We start from the raw sequence: 16,591 nt of genomic DNA, 5'->3' as shown, positions 1-16,591 counted from the left end.
GGGACACATGGGACTCACCATCGGCGTCGACATCGGCGGCACGAAGATCGCAGCTGGCGTGGTCGACGAAGAGGGCTCGATTCTCGAGACGTGCAAGGTATCGACCCCGCAGACTCCCGAGGGGGTCGTCGACGCCATCGCGGGCGCGGTGCGTGAGGTCAGCACCGGCCATGACATCGAGGCCGTCGGTATCGGCGCGGCCGGTTACGTGGACGACAAGCGCGCCACGGTGCTCTTCGCGCCCAACATCAACTGGCGCCATGAAGCGCTCAAGGACAAGGTCGAGCAGCGGGTGGGCCTCCCCGTCGTCGTCGAGAACGACGCGAACGCCGCGGCGTGGGGCGAGTACCGCTTCGGCGCCGGCCAGGGCCATGACGACGTCGTGTGCATCACACTCGGCACCGGCCTCGGCGGCGGCATCATCATCGGCGGCAAGCTGCACCGAGGCCGCTTCGGCGTCGCCGCCGAGTTCGGCCATATCCGCGTGGTCCCGGACGGGCTGCTGTGCGGCTGCGGCAGCCAGGGCTGCTGGGAGCAGTACGCCTCCGGCCGCGCCCTGGTCCGCTACGCCAAGCAGCGCGCCAACGCCACCCCGGAGAGCGCCGAGGTGCTGCTCGGCCTCGGCGACGGCACCCCTGAGGGCATCCAGGGCAAGCACATCAGCGACGCCGCCCGCCAGGGCGACCCGGTCGCCATCGACTCCTTCCGCGAGCTGGCCCGCTGGGCCGGCGCCGGCCTCGCCGACCTCGCCTCGCTCTTCGACCCCTCGGCGTTCATCGTCGGCGGCGGCGTCTCCGACGAGGGCGACCTGGTCCTCGAGCCGATCCGCAAGTCCTTCCGCCGCTGGCTGGTCGGCAATCAGTGGCGTCCGCACGCCCAGGTGCTCGCCGCCCAGCTCGGCGGCAAGGCCGGGCTCGTCGGCGCTGCCGACCTGGCCCGCCAGGGCTGACGGGGACGGGGGGACGACACATGGTGCTCGCGGACCTGCCGGCCTCGGCCACCGCCCAGGACGCGGCGGTGGTGCGGGTGCTCAGCTACAACATCCGCTCGATGCGCGACGACCGCGAGGCGCTGGTCCGGGTGGTCCGGGCCTGCGCCCCCGACGTGCTGTGCGTCCAGGAGGCGCCACGCTTCTTCCGCTGGCGCAAGGCCGCCTCCTGGCTGGCCCGCGAGACCGGCCTCGTCCACACCACCGGTGGCGCCACCGCCACCGGCCCGATGCTGCTGACCTCGCTGCGCGCCCATGTGGAGCGGACCGAGGACATCCTGCTGCCCCGCGTCCCCGGGCTGCACCGGCGCGGCCTGGCCACCGCCGTGCTGCGCTTCGGGGGCGGGCACCGGGGTGACAACGGCATCAGGCTCGGCGTGGTCAGCTGCCATCTGAGCCTGGCCGAGGCCGAGCGCCACGACCAGGCGGGGATGGTCCTGGACCAGCTGGCCCGGCTCGACGTCCCGTACACCGTCCTGGCCGGTGACATCAACGATCAGCCCGAGGGCCGCGCCTTCCGGCGGCTGGCCGGATCGCTGCGCGACGCCTGGGCGACCGAGCCCTGGGGGAGCGAGCTGACGTATCCGCCGGGGCAGCCGCGTGAGCGTATCGACGCGCTGTTCGCGACCGAGGGCGTGGAGATCCTCGGCTGCGGGGTGCCGACCGGGCTGCCCGGGGTCACCGAGGCGGATCTGAGGGCGGCCTCGGACCATCTCCCGGTCCTGGCGGCCCTCAGGCTTCCCCGCGTTTCCCCCGCCGTGCCCGCCGGTTCGACGGGCAAGGGGCTCCTGGCCTGAGGCCGGGGGCTCCTGGCCAGGCCACAGGAGCCTCAGCGGGCCCGAGGGACCGCGGTCAGACGACCGCGCCGCGCCCCGGGTCCTCGTCCTCTTCCTCGTCGTCGTCCTTCATCCGCAGCACGAGCGTGGTGAAGCCGCCCAGGAAGCCGCCCACCCCGAGCGTGGTGATCCACCAGGTCAGCTCCACCTGGAACAGCACCACACCGAGCAGCAGCAGCGGGCCGCCCAGGACGCCCAGCCAGGCGAAGCGGGTGGTGGTGTCGGACTCGGGGAGCGGGGGTGGCTCGGGCGGGACGAAGTGACCTTCGTCGGTCTCGTCGAAGTCGTCGTCGGACGGCTCGGCGGGCTCCCAGTCGCGTGGGCCGACGCCCGGCGCGTACACGATGAAGCTGCCCAGGGGCTTATCGGACTTGGCCACGTCCACCGGACCGGCCCCCGCCGTCGGGCTGCCTTTGCCGCGCCCCTCGTCCCCGTCGGCCGCGTCGTCCGCATCCGCCGCCGCGTCGTCCTCGCCGCCCGCGCGCTGCGCGTCGGCGGGGAGATCTTCGGCCTCGGGCCACGGCGCCGGGCCCTCCGGGTCCCGGGCCTCCTTGTCGTACGCCGCGACGATCTCGGCGAACGCGGCGTCGTCGTCCCGCGCGCCGGCCTCGTTCTCGTTCGGGTCACGCTCCGCCACTGGCCGCCGCCCCCTCCTTCCCGAGTCGCGTATCCGTCCCGGGGTCCGCATCCCCGCTGTCCTGATCGATACCCCGCGCCAGCCTGCTGATGAACGCATGGGTCTCGGCGAAGATGAGCTCCGCGTCGTGGTCCAGCGTCGCCACGTGGTAGCTGCGCTCCAGCACCAGCTCGGTGGCGTCCGGGGAGGAGACCCGGCTCAGGATGCGCGCCGAGTCGACCGGCGGCACCACATGGTCCTGCGCGCTGTGCATCAGCAGCAGCGGCTGGGTCACCCGCGGCAGCTCGGCGTCCACTTCCTGGAGCAGCCGGCGCAACTGGTACGCGCCGTTCAGCGGCACCCGGTCATAGCCCGACTCCGGCGTGCCCGGCTTCGCGATATCGCTCACGATGCCCTTGACGGAGGGGACCAGATGGCGCAGCAGCGGCAGCGCCGGGGCCGCCCGGTCGTGCATCTTGTGGGCCGGGTTGACCAGGGCGACCCCGCTGACCCGCGCCCCGTGCCGGGCGGCCAGCCGCAGGGCGAGCGCGCCGCCCATGGACAGCCCGCAGACGAACACCTGACGGCACCGCTCGGCGAGCCCGAGCAGCTCCCGGTCCACCTCGGCGTACCAGTCCTCCCGGCTGGTGATCGCGAGCTCCTGCCAGCGGGTGCCGTGGCCGGGCAGCAGCGGCAGTGAGACCGTCAGGCCCTGCCGCGCAAGGTGCTCGGCCCAGGGGCGGACCGATTGGGGCGAGCCGGTGAAGCCATGACAGACGAGGACGCCGATCTCTCCGCCGTCGTGGCGGAACGGCTGGGCCCCGGGGAGGAGCGGCACCGCGGATCTCCGTTCGGTGTATCTAGCAGTGGGTCGAAGCATGTGGCCGGGCGGTGTAACGGGGCCGGGCGGCCCGGGATCTCAGCGTACGCGGCGCGCCGCACAGGGGGTAGGCACGTTAAGGTCTCCTCGTCGGGTACAGGTCGGATACAGGCGAGGTCCTCGGTTGTTCTACGGCGCCATGAAGCTGTCGGTCGGCGGAGCGTTGAAGCTTGCCTTCCGGCCCTGGGTGGAGGGACTGGAAAACGTCCCCGCCGAGGGGCCGGCCATTCTCGCCAGCAACCATCTGTCCTTCTCCGACTCCTTCTTCCTCCCCGCGATGCTCGACCGCAAGGTCACCTTCATCGCCAAGCAGGAGTACTTCACCACCCCGGGCGTGAAGGGCAAGCTCACCGCCGCGTTCTTCAAGGGCGTCGGGCAGCTGCCGGTGGACCGCTCGGGCGGGCGCGGTGCGAGCGAGGCCGCGATCAAGAGCGGTATCGAGGTGCTGGAGCGCGGTGAGCTGTTCGGCATCTACCCGGAGGGCACGCGTTCGCCGGACGGGCGGCTGTACCGCGGTAAACCGGGCGGCCTGGCGCGGGTGGCGCTGGCCACGGGTGCCCCGGTGATCCCGGTCGCGATGATCGACACCGAGAAGATCCAGCCACCGGGCAAGGTCATGCCCAAGCTGATGCGGCCGGGCATCCGGATCGGCAAGCCGCTGGACTTCAGCCGCTACCACGGAATGGACAACGACCGCTTCATCCTGCGCTCGGTGACCGACGAGGTCATGTACGAGATCATGAAGCTGTCCGGGCAGGAGTACGTCGACATCTACGCGACCGTCGCCAAGCGGCAGATCGCGGATGCCGAGGCGGCCCGTAAGCGCGAGGGCAAGAGCGCGGAGGGCGCGGCCAACGACGCGTTGGCCGACGACAAGTCGGGCGACGACAAGTCGGGCGACGACAAGTCCGGGGATCAGGGCGGGGACAAGGCCGGCGCGTAACCGCGTCCGGCGCGGGGGTGGGGAAGTGGCGCAGCGTCCCAAGGGCGAGCGTGTCGTGCGCATGTCGGTGGAGCAGCCCCTGTGGCGGGCGCTGACCGCCTACCGGGTGCTCACGCTGCTGTACGCGCTCACCCTCTACGCGTACGCCTACGACAACTACGACCACCCGCTCGGCGCGGGCGCCTATATGGCCGTGCTGACTGTATGGACCGCGCTCACCGTCCGCATGGTCTCCTCGGCCGAGCGGTGCACCCTGCGCTTCCTGGCCGGTGATCTGACCGTCGCGGTGGTCGGCATCCTGCTCACCCCGCTCGTCGACACCCACGACCGCATCGCCGAAGGCACGCCCACCCTGCCGTCGATATGGACGGCAGGGGCCGTGCTCGGCTTCGCGATCAAGGGCGGCTGGCGGTGGGCCGCCTGGGCCTCCACCGTCGTCTGCGCGGCCAACATCATCGAGCGCGGCGGATTCGCCCAGGACGCCGTCCATATGCTCATGCTGGTGTGGGTGGCGAGCGTGGCGATCGGCTATGTGGTCGAGGTGGCCCGCGCCAGTGAGCGCACCCTGGCCCGCGCGCTGCGGATCGAGGCGGCCACGCGCGAACGGGAGCGGCTGGCCCGCGATATCCACGACAGCGTGCTGCAGGTCCTCGCCATGGTGCAGCGGCGGGGCGCGGCGATCGGCGGGGAGGCGGCCGAGCTGGGACAGATGGCGGGGGAACAGGAGATCGCGCTGCGCACGCTGATCTCCACCGGCCCGGCGACCGGGCAGGTGGCCGCCACGGCGGAGTCGGTGGAGCCGGCCGGGGCCGTACTTCTGAAGGTTGCGGCCGACGCCCCCGCCGCGGACGGGGCTGGGACGGCCGAGGGCGAACGGTCCGATCTGCTGGCCCTGTTGGCCCCGCACGCCGGATCCCGCGTCACCCTTTCCGGGCCCGGCACCGCCGTACCGCTCCCCGCCGAGGCCGCCGCCGAGCTCGCGGCCGCTGTCGGTGCCGCTCTGGACAATGTACGGGTGCACGCGGGGGAGGACGCGCACGCCTGGATCCTGGTCGAGGACGAGCCGGACGCGGTCACGGTGACCGTCCGCGACGACGGGCCCGGCATTCCCGAGGGGCGGCTGGCCGACGCCGAGCGCGAGGGGCGGCTCGGTGTGGCGCTGTCCATCCGGGGGCGCCTGCGCGATCTGGGCGGCAGCGCCGAGTGGATCTCGGCCCCCGGGCAGGGCACCGAGGTTGAGTTGAGCGTTCCGCGACAGGGGGAGACCGGACGATGACCGAGCGGCAGGACAGCGGACAGGGCGGCACACCGGCCGGCGGGCAGGGCGGCGGGGGCGAGGAGCGGCCCGTGACCGTGATGGTGGTCGACGACCACCCGATGTGGCGCGACGCCGTCGCCCGCGATCTGTCCGAGGCCGGGTTCGCGGTGGTGGCCACGGCGGGGGACGGCCCCCAGGCCGTACGCCGCGCCAAGGCCGCGAACCCCGACGTCCTGGTGCTCGACCTCAACCTCCCCGGGCTGCCCGGGGTCGAGGTCTGCAAGCAGCTCGTGGGCGGCGAGTCGGGCCCGTCCGGCCCGCGCGTACTCGTCCTGTCCGCGAGCGGGGAGCACGCGGACGTCCTGGAGGCGGTGAAGTCCGGCGCGACCGGCTATCTGCTCAAATCGGCCAGTACGGAGGATCTGCTGGACGCGGTGCGCCGGACCGCCGCCGGGGAGCCGGTGTTCACCCCGGGCCTCGCGGGCCTGGTGCTCGGCGAGTACCGCCGACTGGCGACCGACCCCGCCCCCGCCGCGCCCGACCGCCCCGTCGCCCCCCGGCTGACCGAGCGGGAGAAGGAGGTGCTGCGGCTGGTGGCCAAGGGGCTGTCGTACAAGCAGATCGCCGAGCGGCTGGTCATCTCGCATCGCACGGTGCAGAACCACGTCCAGAACACCCTCGGCAAGCTGCAGTTGCACAACCGCGTCGAGCTGGTGCGATACGCGATCGAACGCGGCTTGGACACCGGTGCCTGACCCCCCTTTTTTTAAGGCTCGGTTCGCCTCCGGGGCGCTACAGCCCCTGTCGACGGTCGACCGTGCTCGACCCCTCGTTCCTCGGGGCCTCCGCGCGCTCTCCCTTTCGACAGCGACCGCGCCCCTTCGGCTCACTCGCCAGGGGCGGCTGCCGCCGCTCGTTCGAGTGAAGTTGGCCGTCAACTGCCCCTGTGCACAGGGGATTCACTTCCCGCCCTATCCCGTGTGACCTGGATCACCGTTAGCGTGGCTTCCCGTATCGGGTCATTCGCGCGTTTTCATGGAAGAAGGGAAAAACGATGCGGGTCGGAGTGCTGACCGGTGGCGGTGACTGCCCCGGGCTCAACGCGGTCATCCGCGCCGTCGTCCGCAAGGGCGTGCAGGGATACGGCTACGACTTCGTCGGCTTCCGGGACGGCTGGCGCGGTCCACTCGAGGGCGACACCGTGACCCTCGACATCCAGGCCGTGCGCGGCATCCTGCCGCGCGGCGGCACGATTCTCGGGTCCTCCCGCACCAACCCCCTCAAGAGCCAGGACGGCATCCGCCGGGTCAAGGAAAACCTCGCCAAGGAGGAAGTGGACGCGCTCATCGCGATCGGCGGCGAGGACACGCTCGGGGTGGCCGCGCGGCTGTCCAGCGAGTACGGGATCCGCTGCGTCGGCGTCCCCAAGACCATCGACAACGACCTGTCCGCCACCGACTACACCTTCGGCTTCGACACCGCCGTCAACATCGCCACCGAGGCCATCGACCGCCTCCACACCACGGCCGAATCGCATATGCGCGTCCTCGTCGTGGAGGTGATGGGCCGTCATGCGGGCTGGATCGCCCTCCACTCCGGGCTGGCCGGCGGCGCCAACGTCATCCTCATCCCCGAGCAGCGCTTCGACGTGGACCAGATCTGCGCCTGGGTCGAGTCCCGCTTCAAGATCCGTTACGCCCCGATCGTCGTCGTCGCGGAGGGCGCCATGCCCAAGGGCGGCGACGCGGTGCTCAAGGACGGGTCGCTCGACTCCTTCGGCCATGTCCGGCTCTCCGGTATCGGCGAGTGGCTGGCCAAGGAGATCGAGAAGCGCACCGGCAAGGAGGCCCGCACCACCGTCCTCGGCCACGTCCAGCGCGGCGGCACCCCCAGCGCCTTCGACCGCTGGCTCGCCACCCGCTTCGGGCTGCACGCCATCGACGCCGTCCGGGACGAGGACTACGGCAAGATGGTCGCGCTTCGCGGCACCGACATCGTCCGCGTCCCCCTCACGGAGGCCACCGCACGGCTGAAGACCGTGGACCTCTCCCTGTACGCCGAGGCCGAGGTCTTCTTCGGCTGAAGCGCCACGCGCGAGGCTCCGCCCTCGGCCGCCCCGGGCTGCGTCCCGGGCGGCCGAGGGGCTGCCGTCAGACCAGGACGGCGGCCAGCAGTTCGGCCACGATGGCGGAGCCGTTCAGGGTCAGTACGGACTCGGGGTGGAACTGCACGCCCGCGAAGTTCGGGCCGCGCAGGGCGTGTACCTCCCCGGTCGCCGGGTCGTGGCTGACCTCCACCCGGTGCATCGCGAGCTCGGCCGCGGCCGACTCGTCGCACCGGGCGGTGAAGGTGTTGTAGAAGCCGACGGTCTCCTCGCGTCCGAAGAAGCCGATCCGCTCCTGCGCGCCCTGGAACGGCACGTCCTTCCGTACGACCTCAAGACCCAGCTCGGCCGCCAGCAGCTCGTGTCCCAGGCACACGCCCAGCAGCCCGTGTCGGTGCCCGCGCACCAGGTCCGCCGTCAGCTCGCGCAGGAACCGCATCTTCGGGTCGGTCATATCCGACGGGTCGCCCGGCCCCGGGCCGAGCACCACCGGCCCGTCGTGGGCCAGCGCCGCCTCCCGTACCCCCGGCTCGTCGAACCGCCGCACGGTCACCGTCAGCCCGGTGGTCCGCAGCAGATGGGCCAGCATCGCGGTGAAGGTGTCCTCGCCGTCGACCACCAGAGCGTGCCCGGTCGGCGCCGAGGGCGCGGTCTCGGGCGTGTGCATCCGCAGCCAGAACGGGGCCAGGTCGGCTCGCCGGGCGTCCAGCGCCGCCCGTACCCGGGGGTCGTCAGCCAGGCGGGGAAGCGCGGGGCCGTCGCCCCGCCCCGCGGGCGCGGGGCGCACGCCGAGGGCCGTGAGCACCCCGGCCGCCTTGGCGTGGGTCTCGGCGACCTCGCTGCGCGGGTCGGAGTGGCGTACGAGCGTCGCCCCGACCGGCACCCGCAGCGCGCCGGTGCCGTCGATGTCGGCGGTGCGGATCAGGATCGGCGAGTCCAGGGTCTGCGCGCCGCCGGCGTCCCGCCCGATGAGCGCGAGCGCCCCCGCGTAGTAGCCGCGCCCCGCGCCGTCCGGCCCGGCGGGCTCGTACCGCTCGATCACCCGGCAGGCGTTCTGCACCGGCGAGCCGGTCACGGTCGCCGCGAACATCGTCTCCCGCAGCACGTCCCGGACGTCGAGGGAGGAGCGGCCGCGCAGCTCGTACTCGGTGTGCGCGAGGTGTGCCATCTCCTTGAGGCGGGGGCCGACGACCACGCCGCCCATGTCGCCGACGGTGCACATCATCTTCAGCTCCTCGTCCACGACCATGGACAGCTCCTCCACCTCCTTGCGGTCGTGCAGAAACTCCAGCAGCCCGTCCAGCCGGGCCCCGTCCCGGGGATAGCGGTACGTCCCGCTGATCGGGTTCATCACGACCGTCCCCCCGGACATCCGCACATGCACCTCGGGGCTGGCGCCCACCAGCGTCCGGCCGTCCGCCAGCCGGACGACATACGTCCAGTACGCGCCGCGCTCCCCGGCCAGCAGCCGGCGGAACAGCGCGAGCGCGTCGGCGCGGTCGAAGCCGGGGATCTCGCCGCGGAACGTCCTGCGGATCACGAAGTTCGCGCCCTCGCCGGTCCCGATCTCGTCCTCGACGACCCGCTCGACGATCGCCGCGTAGTCGTCGTCGGCCACGTCGAAGGCCCCGCCCTCGACCCGCACCTGGTGCGCGGGCAGCGCGTCCAGCACCTCGTCCAGCGGCAGCTCGTACGTCTCCTCGGGCCGCAGCACGGCCAGCGGCGTCCCGTCGTCGCGTACGTCGAACCCGCGCTCGCGGATCTGCCGGAACGGCACCAGCGCCAGTGCGTCGCGCACGGGCGCGCCGGTGGTCGGCGCCCCGGTCGGCAGCGGGATGTCGGTCAGCCGCGCCACCTCGGTGACCGGGCCGAGCAGCAGCTCGACGGTGTCGGGGGCGTGGCCGGGCGTACGGCGGTGCAGCAGGGCGAAGGGTGGGCAGTCGGCGGCCAGCAGCCGCCGGACGATCGCGTGGGGGTCGTGGTGCGGATCACTGTGCATTGCGGTGGTTCCTTCCGGGAGGGAGGAACGACCCGCGGATACGCCGAAGGCCGCCCCTCGGGCGGCCTTCGCGATGTCGGTGAGTACGCGCGATCAGTGGGCCGCCGGATGAGCGGTCCACCACCAGGTCATGGTCAGCTGCGCGAACATGGCCCGGACCCTACCGCATCTTTCCGCGTGCGCGGTGGTGCGGGAGGGGCGCGCGGTGGCAGGTGTCTCATTAGGTGGGCAGGGGGCTGGACGGCTCAGCGGACCCCGTAACCTTGCTGGCGTGACCCTGAACGCTGAATCCCACACCGGTGGCCACACCTGGAAGTCTCTTCCCGCGGCGCAGCAGCCCGACTGGCCGGACCAAGCGGCTCTGCGCGAGGTGATCGCCGAGCTCGAGTCCTATCCGCCACTCGTCTTCGCGGGCGAGTGCGACCAGCTGCGCGACCGCCTGGGTGCCGTGGCCCGGGGTGAAGCGTTCCTGCTGCAGGGCGGCGACTGCGCCGAGGCGTTCGACGCCGTGGGCGCCGACCAGATCCGCAACAAGCTGAAGACGCTGCTGCAGATGGGCGCCGTGCTGACCTACGCCGGGCAGGTCCCGGTGGTGAAGGTCGGGCGCATCGCCGGCCAGTACAGCAAGCCGCGCTCCAAGCCGACCGAGACCCGTGACGGGGTGACCCTGCCGACCTACCGGGGCGACTCGGTCAACGGCTTCGAGTTCACCGAGAAGGCCCGGATCCCGGACCCGCAGCGGCTCAAGCGGATGTACCAGGCATCCGCCTCGACGCTGAACCTGGTGCGTGCCTTCACCACCGGCGGTTACGCGGACCTGCGCCAGGTGCACGCCTGGAACCAGGACTTCGTGAAGTCGTCCCCCGCGGGGCAGCGCTACGAGGCGCTGGCGCGCGAGATCGACCGGGCGCTGAACTTCATGAACGCCTGCGGGGTGGACCCGGAGGAGTTCAAGACCGTCGAGTTCTACTCCTCGCACGAGGCCCTGATCCTGGACTACGAGTCGGCGCTGACCCGTACGGACTCCCGTACGGGCGAGCTGTACGACGTGTCCGGCCACATGGTGTGGATCGGCGAGCGCACCCGTCAGCTGGACGGGGCGCATGTCGAGTTCGCCGCGCGGATCAGTAACCCCGTCGGCGTGAAGCTCGGCCCGACGACGACGCCCGAAGAGGCGCTGTCGCTGATCGACCGGATCGACCCGAACCGCGAGCCCGGCCGGCTCACCTTCATCACCCGGATGGGCGCGGACAAGATCCGCGACAAGCTGCCCGACCTGGTCGAGAAGGTCACGGCCTCCGGCGCCCAGGTGGCCTGGATCTGCGACCCGATGCACGGCAACACCTTCGAGGCGGCGTCCGGGCACAAGACCCGGCGCTTCGACGATGTGCTGGACGAGGTCAAGGGCTTCTTCGAGGTCCACAAGGGGCTCGGCACCCACCCGGGCGGTATCCACATGGAGCTGACCGGCGACGATGTCACCGAGTGCGTGGGCGGCGGCGACGAGATCTTCGTCGACGATCTGCACCAGCGCTACGAGACGGCCTGCGACCCGCGGCTCAACCGCAGCCAGTCGCTGGACCTGGCGTTCCTGGTCGCGGAGATGTACCGGGACCAGTGACGTACGGGGACCGGTGACGTACGGGGACCGGTGACGTACGGAGGCCGGTGACATACCGGGACTGAAACGGTGCGATGGGGCGCGGATCACACGATCTGCGCCCCATCGGCGTTGGCGGCCCTCGGGAGGGGAAGGTAAGGTAAGGGTTACCTCACTGATCGATCTGGAGAGCCGCGTGTACGTCTGCTCATGCTTCGGCATCACCGAGAAGCAGGTGCGCAAGCACGCCGAGTCCGGTGCCTGCACCCCTCGCCAGATCGCGGGCGCCTGCAAGGCCGGTACGGACTGCGGCTCCTGCGTACGGCGCATCCAGGCGCTGCTGGGCCGCGGGGCGTGCCCGCGGCGCGAGTCCCTGGACACCCTCGGCCCGGCCGATGTGCCCGCCGTCGCGGCGGGGTCCGAGCCCCAGGTCGCGGAAGCCGCGTAAACGCTTCGGTCGGCTCTCCGGTCAGCTGCTGTCCGGCTGTTCGATCTGCTGGGCGATGTAAAGCGCCTCGCCGAGCTTGTCGATCAGCTGGAGCTGGGTGTCGAGATAGTCGATGTGGTGTTCTTCGTCGGCGAGGATGTCCTCGAAGATATTGGCCGAGGTGATGTCGCCCTTGGTCCGCATGACCTCGATGCCGCGCTTCAGGCGGTCGATGGCCTCGATTTCCACCTGCCGGTCCGCCTGGAACATCTCGGTGACCGTCTGGCCCACGCGGACATGGAACAGCCGCTGATAATTGGGCAGTCCGTCCAGGAGCAGGATCCGGTCGGTGATCGTCTCCGCGTGCTTCATCTCGTCGAACGATTCCGCCCGGGTGTATGTCGCGAGCTTCGTCCAGCCGAAGTTCTCCTGCATCTTCGAATGCAGGAAGTACTGATTGATCGCGGTCAGCTCACCGGTCAGCTGTTCGTTGAGAAACTCGAGGACCTCGGGGTCGCCCTGCATCGAAGGGGCTCCTTCCAATCCGAACGGGATGGCGGGTTGTGCGCATCGTCGCACCGCCCTGTCGAGAGCGTCCAGTAAGTGCACGCTTAGTATGAGTTGCCCGGATAGCTGCCGCCCTGGTCACGACCACCCCCGAAGGTCTGACACCATGGAGCCCATGGGTCAGTCGGAAAGCCGCGAGGGGGAGCTCGGACAGCTGCCCCCGGGGCAGCGGCTGCAGCGCGGTTGGCCGGTTACGCACTATGGGCCGGTCCCCAAGTTCAAGCCGGACCGCTGGGAGTTCCGGGTCTTCGGCGCCACCGCCGACGGGGAAAAGCACGTCTGGACGCACGACGAGTTCTCGGCGCTGCCGTACTCCACCGTCGTGGCCGATCTGCACTGCGTGACGAAATTCAGCATGCTGGGCGCGGAATGGGGCGGCGTGGCGGCGCGTCGGATCGTGGAACTCGCGCCGCCCGCTCCCGAGGTCACGCATGTGATGGTGTGGGCGGAGTACGGCTTCAGCTCGAATCTGCGGCTCTCGGATTTCGCCGCCGAGAAGACCATCTTCGCCACGCACAAGGACGGCGAGCTGCTGACGGCCGAGCACGGATTTCCGGTCCGGCTGATCGTCCCCCATCTCTATGCCTGGAAGGGGCCCAAATGGGTCCGGGGTGTGGAGTACATGACCGCCGACCGCCGTGGCTTCTGGGAAGAGCGCGGCTATCACAACATCGGCGACCCCTGGCGGGAGCAGCGCTACTCGTACCAGGAGCAGCCGGGGGACGGCCCGGAGCTGTAGTGCCGCCTCGCCCGTATCGGCGGTGCTCGTGGTGTCGGTGTCGGTGTCGGTGTCAGTGGTACTGGTGCACCACGGCGTGGCCCTTGCCGCGGCCGATCATCCACCGGTTGACGGGGGTGGTCACGGCGAAGGCGACCACGAAGGACAGCGCGAGGCTCAGCCAGAACAGCGCGTCGGCCAGCGTCGCGTCCATCGCCCCCGGGAAGACCAGGATGGTCGCGTTGTCGGCGAGCTCCATCACGATGATCGAGACGGTGTCCGCGGCGAGCGCGACCCGGAGGGCCGTACGCAGGTCAAGACCGGCGCGCAGCACGCCGCGCATGGTGAGCGAGTAGCCGAAGACGAAGGCGAGCACGATCGCCAGGATCATGGTCGGGGCGTTGTGCCAGCCGAGCGCGGTGCCGATGGCCATGCCCAGGATCTCGCCGATGGCGCAGCCGGTGAGGCAGTGCAGCGTGGCCTGGACGGCCATGGCCCAGCTCGCCGGGGCGTGCCCGGTGTGCCCGGTGTGGTCGGCATGTGTGGCGTGGTCGATGTCGCCGTGCTGGTGGTGCTCATGTCCGGCGTGGACGTCGTGCTGCTCCATCGGGCTCACTCTCCGGTGGGTGATGGTGTTCCTGCCGTCGTTTCCTTCGGTGAACCAGATACCCCACCGGGGTATTCCCGAAGCCTGTCGGCGTCAGCCGTCGCGGAGCTCCTTGAGCCGCGCCACATCCGTCGCATGCCCCTCCTTGCCGCCCGGAGTCTCGATCACCAGCGGCACCCCCTTCGTCGCCGGATGCCGGAACAGCTCCCGGAACGGATCGGCGCCGATATGGCCCGCGCCGATGTTCTCGTGGCGGTCCTTATGGGCCCCGACGACGTCCTTGGAGTCATTGGCATGGATCAGTTTCAGCCGACCTTTGCCCGTGACCGCGACCAGCTCGTCGAGCGTCTTCTTCATCCCGCCCGGGGCCGCCAGATCGTGACCGGCGGCGAAGACATGGCAGGTGTCCAGGCAGACGCCCAGCTTGGGATGGCGGTCCAGTGCGTCGAAGTACGGGCCCAGGTCCTCGACCAGCGAACACAGCGAGGAGCCCTGGCCGGCCGTCGGCTCCAGCAGCAGCCACGGGTCGTCGTCGTGGGTGAGCTCGTCGAGCAGCGGCAGGACGCGCTCCCGCACCTGGGCGATCGCTTTCGGCCGCGGCCGGCCGCCGGTGGCGGAGCCCGTGTGGACGACGACGCCCAGCGCACCGATGGCGCGGCCCCGCCGCAGTGAGTGGCGCAGCGAGTCGACCGACCGCTCGGCCGTCTCGGCGCTGTGCGAGCCGAAGTTGATCAGGTAGGGGGCGTGGACGTACGCCGTGATCGACTCGTCGGCACACGCCGCGCGGAACTTCTCGTCCTGCGCCGCCACACCGTGCGGGGTGGCCCAGCCGCGCGGGTTGGCGACGAAGACCTGGACGGTCTCGGCGCCGATGTCGCGGGCGTACGGCAGGCCGATGGTGGCCAGGCCGCCGGCCACACGGATATGGCCGCCGACCGGATTGCGGGCGCGGGCGCGGTTCTTGGACGTACTCACGAGGCCAGGGTGCCAGTCCGGGCCCGACGGCCGTGCGCCGGGCCCGGGGACATCCCTCAAGGCTCTCTCAGAAGACGCCCTTGAACTTGATCGTGATGGAGCTGCCCTTGGGTGCCTCGTCACCGCCGTCCACCGACTGGTCGGTGACCGTGTCGCCGGGGAACAGCAGCGGCTTGTCCACGTCGACCTCGAAGCCCGCCGCCTCCAGGGTCTGCTTGGCGTCGCCCTCGGACATGCCCGTGACGTCCGGCACCTCGATCATCTCCTGGCCCTTGGACAGGGTCAGGGTGATGGTGTCGCCCTTGCCGCCCACGGCACCCCCGTCCGAGGGCGGGTTCTGCTCGGCGACCGAGCCCTTGTCCTCGTCGGAGAAGACCCGCTCCGGCGCGATCTCCACCTTGAACCCCGCCTCGGTCAGCTCGGACCGGGCGTCGTCCTCGGACTCGCCGATCACATCGGGGATCTCGATCTTGGGGCCCCTGCTGACCTCGATCCCCACGCGGGTGTTCGGCCGGCGGGTGGTGCCGGCCCTCGGGTCGGTGCTGAGCACCACGCCCTGCGGCGTCTCGTCGCGGAAGGTCTCGGTCACCTCGCCGACGGACAGATTCGCGTCCGAGATCTGCTGCTTCGCCTCCTTGAGCGGCATGCCCACGACATTGGGCACCTGTGTGCGCGGCGGCCCGTCGGAGACGTGGATCGTCACCGTGCCGGTGTTGCGGATCTGCTTGCCGCCGCCCGGGTCGGTCTTGATGACCTTGCCCTTGTCCACGACATCGCTGAACTCCCGGGTGATCTTCACCTCGAGCCCGGCGTCCTTCAGCTTCTTACGGGCGTCCGCCTCGGACTTGCCCAGCACATAGGGCACCTTGGTGAACTGGCCGGAATTGATGTACCAGATGCCCACCCCGAGGCCGAGCGCGAGCACCAGCCCGACCACGATCGTCACGATCCCGCGGCGCGGCAGCCGGCCGCGGCCGGCGGACCGCCGGGGAGGACCGGTCTGCGGCGGCTGCGGCGGCAGCTCCAGCCTGCTGGTGAGATTGAGCTGCTGCTCATCGGCGGGCACCGGCCCCCCGATACCGCCGACCGGGCGCGGGATCACGCTCGTACGGTCCTCGGAGCCGTCGTGCGCGTCCGCCTTGGCCTGCGGGGGCACGGCGTCGAGCTGTTCGTCGGTCAGCGCGGCGCGCGCGGTCCGCGCGAGGCCGAGCAGTTCGACCGCGTCTGCGGGGCGCTGCCCGAGCTCGCGCGCGGTGGCGGCGGCGACCAACTCGTCCAGCTGCGCGGCGACCCCCGGCGCGAGGGCGGACGGCGGGGGCACGTCCTCGTTCAGCCGCTGGTAGAGGACCTGCGCCGGGACGGTGCCGGTGTGCGGCTTGGCGCCGGTCAGCATCTCGTAGAGCATCACGCCGCAGGCGTAGACATCGGCGCGGGTGTCGGCCGTGCCGTGCTCGATCTGCTCGGGCGCGAGATAGGAGACGGTGCCCAGCAGCGTGCCGGTGGAGGCGTTGGTGTTGGTGTCCACGGCCCGGACCAGCCCGAAGTCGGCGACCTTCACCCGGCCGTCGTCGCCGATCAGCACGTTCTCCGGCTTCATGTCCCGGTGGACGAACCCCGCGCGGTGCGCCGCCCCGAGCGCGGCAAGCACCGGCTCCAGAATGTCCAGCGCGGCCCGCGGCTGCAGCGCGCCGCGCTCGCGCAGCACATCGCGCAGCGTGCACCCGGCGACGTACTCCATCGCGAGATAGACGTGGGAGCCGTCGGTGCCCTGGTCGAAAACGCCGACCACATTGGGGTGGGCGAGCCTGGCCACGGACTTCGCCTCGCGGATGAAGCGCTCGACGAAGGCGTCGTCGGTGGCGAGCGACTGATGCATCACCTTGAGGGCCAGCACGCGGTCGAGCCGCGTGTCGACGGCGCGGTAGACCGTCGCCATGCCGCCCGCGGCGATGCGCGCCTCGACGCGATAGCGGCCGTCGAGCAGCTGTCCGACCAAGGGGTCATGCAGGGTCGTATCCACGAGAGAGCAGTCTACGAGCCGACACGACACGCAAGGTCACCTGCCAGGCCCGG

The 16,591-nt window shown here is 71.1% G+C and carries 17 protein-coding genes; 9 read left to right on the top strand and 8 right to left on the bottom strand.

From position 1 onward, the window contains the following. The first annotated feature begins 7 nt into the window (after positions 1 to 7). Both ACH4U7_RS05735 and ACH4U7_RS05730 read left to right on the top strand, forming a co-directional pair. Entirely contained in the window at positions 8 to 949 is a 942-nt protein-coding gene (locus ACH4U7_RS05735; protein ID WP_014180406.1) for an ROK family glucokinase, read from the top strand. Positions 950 to 969: 20 nt separating this feature from the next. After that, complete coding sequence (locus ACH4U7_RS05730) at positions 970 to 1,785, top strand: endonuclease/exonuclease/phosphatase family protein (RefSeq protein WP_398526740.1); 816 nt, start codon at positions 970 to 972, stop codon at positions 1,783 to 1,785. A 55-nt stretch (positions 1,786 to 1,840) separates the two neighbouring features. Here ACH4U7_RS05730 and ACH4U7_RS05725 read toward each other — a convergent pair whose 3' ends face one another. Next, positions 1,841 to 2,461 carry a hypothetical protein gene (locus tag ACH4U7_RS05725; protein WP_398526739.1) on the bottom strand — a complete coding sequence of 207 codons (621 nt, stop codon included), beginning with the start codon at positions 2,459 to 2,461 and terminating at the stop codon, positions 1,841 to 1,843. Beyond that, positions 2,448 to 3,278: an alpha/beta hydrolase gene (locus tag ACH4U7_RS05720; RefSeq protein WP_398526738.1), complete on the bottom strand. Its 831-nt coding sequence runs from the start codon at positions 3,276 to 3,278 to the stop codon at positions 2,448 to 2,450. Before ACH4U7_RS05720 ends, ACH4U7_RS05725 begins: the two co-directional genes overlap by 14 nt. A gap of 181 nt (positions 3,279 to 3,459) precedes the next feature. Here ACH4U7_RS05720 and ACH4U7_RS05715 point away from each other — a divergent pair, with 181 nt between their 5' ends. The 4 genes from ACH4U7_RS05715 to ACH4U7_RS05700 all read left to right on the top strand — a co-directional run bounded on the left by ACH4U7_RS05715 (position 3,460) and on the right by ACH4U7_RS05700 (position 7,604). Continuing rightward, complete coding sequence (locus tag ACH4U7_RS05715) at positions 3,460 to 4,263, top strand: lysophospholipid acyltransferase family protein (protein WP_398526737.1); 804 nt, start codon at positions 3,460 to 3,462, stop codon at positions 4,261 to 4,263. A gap of 61 nt (positions 4,264 to 4,324) precedes the next feature. Beyond that, a complete protein-coding gene (macS, locus tag ACH4U7_RS05710; RefSeq protein ID WP_398527002.1) occupies positions 4,325 to 5,539 on the top strand; it encodes a MacS family sensor histidine kinase in 1,215 nt (404 codons plus the stop codon). Further along, positions 5,536 to 6,276, top strand: a complete 741-nt coding sequence (locus tag ACH4U7_RS05705) for a response regulator (RefSeq protein WP_398526736.1) — start codon at positions 5,536 to 5,538, stop codon at positions 6,274 to 6,276. Before macS ends, ACH4U7_RS05705 begins: the two co-directional genes overlap by 4 nt. A 299-nt stretch (positions 6,277 to 6,575) precedes the next feature. Further along, positions 6,576 to 7,604 (top strand): 6-phosphofructokinase, encoded by a 1,029-nt coding sequence (locus tag ACH4U7_RS05700; protein WP_385625995.1) that lies wholly within the window; start codon positions 6,576 to 6,578, stop codon positions 7,602 to 7,604. Between the two features lie 67 nt (positions 7,605 to 7,671). Here the strand turns inward: ACH4U7_RS05700 and ACH4U7_RS05695 are convergent, their stop codons facing one another. Together ACH4U7_RS05695 and ACH4U7_RS05690 are read right to left on the bottom strand one after the other, a co-directional pair. Continuing rightward, positions 7,672 to 9,624, bottom strand: coding sequence for an anthranilate synthase family protein (locus ACH4U7_RS05695; protein ID WP_398526735.1), 1,953 nt, complete (start codon positions 9,622 to 9,624; stop codon positions 7,672 to 7,674). A 93-nt stretch (positions 9,625 to 9,717) separates the two neighbouring features. Then, positions 9,718 to 9,774, bottom strand: coding sequence for a trp operon leader peptide (locus ACH4U7_RS05690; protein WP_106436732.1), 57 nt, complete (start codon positions 9,772 to 9,774; stop codon positions 9,718 to 9,720). 121 nt (positions 9,775 to 9,895) lie between these two features. Between ACH4U7_RS05690 and ACH4U7_RS05685 the strand changes: the two genes are divergently transcribed. Beyond that, positions 9,896 to 11,245 carry a class II 3-deoxy-7-phosphoheptulonate synthase gene (locus tag ACH4U7_RS05685; RefSeq protein ID WP_398526734.1) on the top strand — a complete coding sequence of 450 codons (1,350 nt, stop codon included), beginning with the start codon at positions 9,896 to 9,898 and terminating at the stop codon, positions 11,243 to 11,245. A 175-nt stretch (positions 11,246 to 11,420) separates the two neighbouring features. After that, entirely contained in the window at positions 11,421 to 11,672 is a 252-nt protein-coding gene (locus ACH4U7_RS05680; RefSeq protein WP_398526733.1) for a bacterioferritin-associated ferredoxin, read from the top strand. 21 nt (positions 11,673 to 11,693) lie between these two features. On the opposite strand, the gene bfr is transcribed toward ACH4U7_RS05680, so the two are convergent. Then, on the bottom strand, positions 11,694 to 12,176 hold the full coding sequence (gene bfr / locus ACH4U7_RS05675; RefSeq protein ID WP_398526732.1) for a bacterioferritin: 483 nt from the start codon (positions 12,174 to 12,176) through the stop codon (positions 11,694 to 11,696). Positions 12,177 to 12,333: 157 nt separating this feature from the next. On the opposite strand from bfr, the gene ACH4U7_RS05670 reads away from it, so the two are divergent. After that, on the top strand, positions 12,334 to 12,957 hold the full coding sequence (locus ACH4U7_RS05670) for a sulfite oxidase-like oxidoreductase (protein ID WP_398526731.1): 624 nt from the start codon (positions 12,334 to 12,336) through the stop codon (positions 12,955 to 12,957). 52 nt (positions 12,958 to 13,009) lie between these two features. On the opposite strand, the gene ACH4U7_RS05665 is transcribed toward ACH4U7_RS05670, so the two are convergent. The 3 genes from ACH4U7_RS05665 to pknB form a co-directional block, all read right to left on the bottom strand. Further along, positions 13,010 to 13,543 (bottom strand): DUF4396 domain-containing protein, encoded by a 534-nt coding sequence (locus ACH4U7_RS05665; RefSeq protein WP_398526730.1) that lies wholly within the window; start codon positions 13,541 to 13,543, stop codon positions 13,010 to 13,012. 93 nt (positions 13,544 to 13,636) lie between these two features. Continuing rightward, the gene (locus tag ACH4U7_RS05660) at positions 13,637 to 14,518 is read right to left on the bottom strand and encodes a deoxyribonuclease IV (RefSeq protein WP_398526729.1); all 882 of its coding nucleotides are present in this window, start codon (positions 14,516 to 14,518) and stop codon (positions 13,637 to 13,639) included. A gap of 67 nt (positions 14,519 to 14,585) precedes the next feature. Next, positions 14,586 to 16,538 (bottom strand): Stk1 family PASTA domain-containing Ser/Thr kinase, encoded by a 1,953-nt coding sequence (gene pknB / locus ACH4U7_RS05655; protein WP_398526728.1) that lies wholly within the window; start codon positions 16,536 to 16,538, stop codon positions 14,586 to 14,588. Between the last annotated feature and the right edge of the window lie 53 nt (positions 16,539 to 16,591).

The sequence above is a fragment of the Streptomyces sp. NPDC020845 genome, from assembly GCF_044334165.1.
GTDB lineage: Bacteria > Actinomycetota > Actinomycetes > Streptomycetales > Streptomycetaceae > Streptomyces.
The sequence above is the reverse complement of the archived record's forward strand: the minus strand, read 5'-3'. Positions and strand labels throughout refer to the sequence as shown.

Coding starts and splice junctions, on each gene's coding strand:
- ACH4U7_RS05735 (WP_014180406.1), top strand. CDS start 8: ATGGGACTCACCATCGGCGTCGACATCGGCGGCACGAAGATCGCAGCT.
- ACH4U7_RS05730 (WP_398526740.1), top strand. CDS start 970: ATGGTGCTCGCGGACCTGCCGGCCTCGGCCACCGCCCAGGACGCGGCG.
- ACH4U7_RS05715 (WP_398526737.1), top strand. CDS start 3,460: ATGAAGCTGTCGGTCGGCGGAGCGTTGAAGCTTGCCTTCCGGCCCTGG.
- macS (WP_398527002.1), top strand. CDS start 4,325: ATGTCGGTGGAGCAGCCCCTGTGGCGGGCGCTGACCGCCTACCGGGTG.
- ACH4U7_RS05705 (WP_398526736.1), top strand. CDS start 5,536: ATGACCGAGCGGCAGGACAGCGGACAGGGCGGCACACCGGCCGGCGGG.
- ACH4U7_RS05700 (WP_385625995.1), top strand. CDS start 6,576: ATGCGGGTCGGAGTGCTGACCGGTGGCGGTGACTGCCCCGGGCTCAAC.
- ACH4U7_RS05695 (WP_398526735.1), bottom strand. CDS start 9,624: ATGCACAGTGATCCGCACCACGACCCCCACGCGATCGTCCGGCGGCTG.
- bfr (WP_398526732.1), bottom strand. CDS start 12,176: ATGCAGGGCGACCCCGAGGTCCTCGAGTTTCTCAACGAACAGCTGACC.
- ACH4U7_RS05670 (WP_398526731.1), top strand. CDS start 12,334: ATGGGTCAGTCGGAAAGCCGCGAGGGGGAGCTCGGACAGCTGCCCCCG.
- ACH4U7_RS05665 (WP_398526730.1), bottom strand. CDS start 13,543: ATGGAGCAGCACGACGTCCACGCCGGACATGAGCACCACCAGCACGGC.